The 4,608-nt window shown below is 69.5% G+C and carries 6 protein-coding genes; 5 read left to right on the top strand and 1 reads right to left on the bottom strand.

Annotated elements, in window-relative coordinates; genetic code table 11:
• From QZ609_RS24855 to QZ609_RS24835, 5 genes are all read left to right on the top strand, one after another.
• On the top strand, positions 1–335 hold a 335-nt coding region (locus QZ609_RS24855; RefSeq protein ID WP_295500630.1), incomplete at its 5' end, for a DUF2917 domain-containing protein.
• A gap of 244 nt (positions 336–579) precedes the next feature.
• On the top strand, positions 580–951 hold the full coding sequence (locus QZ609_RS24850) for a DUF2946 family protein (protein WP_295500628.1): 372 nt from the start codon (positions 580–582) through the stop codon (positions 949–951).
• Between the two features lie 111 nt (positions 952–1,062).
• Positions 1,063–1,428, top strand: coding sequence for a hypothetical protein (locus QZ609_RS24845; protein WP_295500625.1), 366 nt, complete (start codon positions 1,063–1,065; stop codon positions 1,426–1,428).
• A 10-nt stretch (positions 1,429–1,438) separates the two neighbouring features.
• The gene (locus QZ609_RS24840) at positions 1,439–2,866 is read left to right on the top strand and encodes a TolC family protein (RefSeq protein WP_295500622.1); all 1,428 of its coding nucleotides are present in this window, start codon (positions 1,439–1,441) and stop codon (positions 2,864–2,866) included.
• A 1-nt stretch (position 2,867) separates the two neighbouring features.
• Complete coding sequence (locus QZ609_RS24835; protein ID WP_295500618.1) at positions 2,868–4,163, top strand: copper oxidase; 1,296 nt, start codon at positions 2,868–2,870, stop codon at positions 4,161–4,163.
• 80 nt (positions 4,164–4,243) lie between these two features.
• Here QZ609_RS24835 and QZ609_RS24830 read toward each other — a convergent pair.
• Positions 4,244–4,608: HIT family protein (locus tag QZ609_RS24830; protein WP_295500615.1), on the bottom strand; the 365-nt coding region annotated here is incomplete at its 5' end.

Here is a 4,608-nt window from a genome sequence, read left to right as displayed (position 1 = left end):
ACCGGCCGGGCGTGCCGGTGAGCTGGCGGTCGGCACGGGCCCAAACCATCGCCGCACAGGCCGGGCTGCTGTGGGTCACGCAGGAAGACCAGTTGCAGGACATCTGGCTCAAGCCCGGCCAGTCGATCGACGTGCCGGCCGGCGTGCGCTTCTGGCTCTCCGGCGAGCCCGTGAACGGTTGCCCAGCGCGCTTTGCCGTGACGGAAGACGTCAACGCGCCGCGCCGGCTGGTGCGCTTCCTGGGTTTGCTGGTGTCGGCTGCGTATCGTCAGGCGGTGCGGGACGATGGGCGCGATGCGGCGCGTACGCCCTCGGCGCTGCGCATCGGGACTTGACCGGCGCGGCCCAGAACAGCCGGGTCCTCCGCTACGCCGGAAACACCCGCCGGAACCTGGTCCGCCCACCCGGCGGGCGGTTGGCCTGCTCGGCGCATCGTGTAGGCCACCGACGGCTTTCACGATGACAAGGCGCAGGCACCGGCCGGTGGCTTGTCACGCAGCGCGGGCGCGGGGCATCGGCCCGGATTCCATCGGCAGTGCTAGACTGCGCGTCATGGTTGTGCGTTCCCGAATCCTCCGATTGCTGCTGCTCGTGCTGCTGGCGCTGGCTGTGCCGATGCAGGGCGCCGTCGCTGCGTCCATGCTGACGTGCGCCGACGCGCGCATGCCGGCGCACGCGCACGCCCAGCCGGCGATGGCGATGCATGACCACGCGGGCATGCATCACATGCAGGCGCAGCCGGATCACATACGCGCTGACGCCAAGGCATCCAAGCCGGCGGCCGCATCGTGCGCCATCTGCGCGGCGTGCTCGGTGGGTCATGGAATCGTGGTCTCCGCCGCCGCCTTCGTGCCCGCGCTCATCGCGTTGAAGACCGCGCCGCGCCTGCCGGCCGAGTCGTTCGACAGCTATATCCCCGAAGGGCCCGAGCGGCCTCCCACCTCCGCCTGACCTCCCGGCGGCCCGTTGCGGCCGCCGTTCCGACGCCTGTTCCGTCCGTTGCGTGCGCCTGCTTGCGTGGCGTGCGCGTTCGTGACGGCCACCCACCGTTTGGAGGTCATGATGACTTTCTCGAAGATTTCGCATCGAGGCGTGCACGCATTGGCGGCCGCCGTCTTCCTGCTTGCCGCATTGGCGCAAGCCGCAACCCCCACCCAGGCTGATCCGGCCGACCCGCATGCCCCGGTGCCGGAGTCACAGGCGGCAACCGGTCTGGCTGACTACCAGCGTTACCAACCCGCCGCGCCTGGCATGCGTGCACAGGACGGTGCCGCCGCCACCGTGCAAGACTCGGCACCGGCGATGGCGCACCACGACCATCACTCAATGGGCCAAATGCCGCCGACGGGTCACAGTGGCCACACGGAACCTATGGGCCCCATGGACCACAGCGGGCACATGGCCGACATGCCCGGCATGCAGCACTGAAGGGACCGCCATGCCGCAATCCAATTTTTCCCGCGCGTCACGCCGCGGGCGATGGGCGCTCGCCTTGCCGGTGCTCGCCGTGCTGGCAGGTTGCGCCTCGTTCTCGCCGGACGGCGGCTTCGGGCCGGCGCAGGACGCCGCCAAGACCCGGCTCGGCAAGGACGCCGTCTGGGTCCGCTCCGACGCCGACCGCGACCTCGTGCAGACGCGCACGCATGAACTGCTGGCCCAGCCGCTGTCGATGGAAGACGCCGTGCAGATCGCGCTGCTGAACAACCCGGGCTTGCAGGCGCGCTATGCCGAACTGGGCATCGCCGAGGCCGATCTCGTGCAGGCCGGTCGCCTGCCGAACCCGGGCTTCACCTTCTCGCGCGTGCACTCGGCCAACGACCTGCAGCTGACGCGGCTGTTCTCGCTCAACGTGCTGCAGCTGCTGACGCTGCCGCTTGCCACGCAGATCGAACAGCGCCGCTTCGCCCAGGCGCGGCTGACGGCCGCCGACCAGACCCTGCAACTAGTCGCCGACGCGCGCCGTGCCTACGTCAACGCCGTCGCCGCGCAGCAGCTCGCGGTCTATGCCGACCAGGTGAACGACGCCGCCCAGGCCGGCGCGGAACTGGCCAAGCGCATGGCCCGCGCCGGTAACTTCAGCAAGCTCGACCACCTGCGCGAACAGGCCTTCTATGCGGATGCCGCCGCCGGCGTGGCCCGTGCCCGCAACGAGGCGCGTGCCGCGCGAGAGACTCTCACGCGCACGCTGGGCTTGTGGGGCGCCGACGCCGGCTACACGCTGCCGGACCGCCTGCCCGACCTGCCGGCCGAGCGTCCGGACGTGCGCGGACTTGAGCAGGCCGCCATGGAAAGCCGCTTCGACGTGCAGGCCGCGCGCCAGCAGACCCAGGCGGTGGCGGCGAGCCTCGGGCTCACGCAGGCCACGCGCTTCGTCAACGTGCTCGACGCCGGCTTTGCCCACAACTACGAGACCGACAAGGGCCGCGAGAACGGCTGGGAAGTCCGGCTGGAGATCCCGCTGTTCGATTGGGGCGGGGCCCGCGTGGCGCGCGCGCAGGCGGTGTACCTGCAGGCCGCACAGCGCCTGCGCGAGACCGCCATCAATGCGCGCTCCGAGGTGCGTACCGCTTACGGCAGTGTTCAGACGCAATACGACCTGGCGCGCCACTACCGCGATGAGGTGGTGCCGCTGCGCAAGCATGTCTCCGACGAGACCCTGCTGCGCTACAACGGCATGCTCGCGAGCGTGTTCGAGCTGTTGGCCGATGCCCGCGAGCAGGTGGGCGCGGTGCAAGGCGCCATTGCCACACTGCGCGACTACTGGCTGGCCGATGCCGACCTGCGCACCGCGCTGGGTGGCCGTATCCCGGCTGCCACGGCCCCTTCCGAGACGACACCGTCTTCCACTGAATCCCACGCGCACTGACATGCTGACCCGTCGACAATTCATGCAAGGCTCCGGCGCCGTCGCACTCGGTGCGAGCCTGGTCTCCAAGGCCGCCGCCGCCACGCTGCCCGAGGCCGCCACGCGAGCGAATGCTGCCACGCAGGCCCCATCGCAACCGAAAACTGGCCGCCCATACAACCCCGTCGTCACGCTCAACGGCTGGACGCTGCCCTGGCGCATGCGCAACGGTTGGAAAGAGTTCCACCTGGTGGCCGAGCCCGTGGTGCGCGAGATCGCGCCCGGCATGCAGGCCAACCTATGGGGCTACAACGGCCAGTCGCCCGGGCCGACGCTGGAAGGCGTAGAGGGCGACCGCGTGCGCATCTTCGTCACCAACAAGTTGCCCGAGCACACCACGGTGCACTGGCATGGCATGCGCGTGCCGTCCGGCATGGACGGCGTGGGCGGCCTCACGCAGCCGCACATCCCGCCCGGCAAGACCTTCGTCTACGAGTTCGAGCTGCGCCGCGCCGGCACCTTCATGTACCACCCGCACAGCGACGAGATGGTGCAGATGGCGATGGGCATGATGGGCCTGTTCATCGTCCACCCGAAAGACCCGGCGCAGATGCCGGTCGACCGCGACTTCGCCTTCCTGATGGCTGCCTACGCGATCGACCCCGGCTCGTACACGCCGCGTGTGAACGAGATGACCGACTTCAACCTGTGGACGTGGAACTCGCGCGTGTTTCCAGGCATCGATCCGCTGCCCGTGCGCACGGGGGATCGCGTGCGCATCCGCTTCGGCAACCTCACCATGACCAATCACCCGATCCACCTGCACGGCGTGCCATTCGAGGTGGCGGGTACGGACGGCGGATGGATTCCACCGGCCGCGCGCTGGCCTGAGGTGACGGTGGACGTGGGGGTGGGCCAGATGCGCGCCATCGAGCTGGTGGCCGAAGACGCCGGCGACTGGGCCTTCCACTGCCACAAGGCGCACCACACCATGAACCCGATGGGGCATCAGGTGCCGACCATGATCGGCGTGGACCAGCGCGGCGTGGCCGAGAAGATCAACCGCCTGATCCCCGACTACATGCCGATGGGCGAGACCGGCGGTGCGATGGGCGGCATGGGCGGCATGGAGATGCCATTGCCCGAGAACACGCTGCCGATGATGACGGGCACCGGCCCCTTCGGCCCGATCGAGATGGGCGGCATGTTCACGGTGATGAAGGTGCGCGACAACCTTGGCCGCAACGACTATCGCGACCCAGGCTGGTACCGCCACCCGAAGGGCGCGGTCGCGCGCGAGGTGCCCGGCGGCAGATGACGACAGGATCGGGTTTTCGCGCAGTCGGGCGCGATGGCGGCTAACGCGCAGTCATCGCGCCGGCCGCGTCATGGCGGTCGTCACTCCGCTTGCAGCGCGGCGATGATCTTCTCGGCGTGGACTTTGAGCTTGTCGTGGTCCGCCTGCACGCGGGCGTGCGGCTGCAGTGGCGTGTCGTTGTAGCGCGGCAGCACGTGGAAGTGCACGTGCGGCACGGTTTGGCCGGCTGCGCTGCCGTTCAACTGGAACACGGCGATGCCCGGCGGCGTGAAGGCGGCGCGCACGGCGCGGGCCAGCTTGCGCGTGGTGCGGATGGCGGCCGAAGCGGCCTCGTCGGACAGGTCGAACAACTGCGCCGCGCCTTCCTTGGGCAGCACCAGCACGTGGCCATCGGCCTGCGGCATGATGTCCATGAAGGCGACGGTGTGGTCGTCTTCGTACACCT

Source organism: uncultured Ralstonia sp., from assembly GCA_913056305.1.
Taxonomy (GTDB): domain Bacteria; phylum Pseudomonadota; class Gammaproteobacteria; order Burkholderiales; family Burkholderiaceae; genus Ralstonia.
This window is presented reverse-complemented; position numbering and strand designations above follow the sequence as displayed.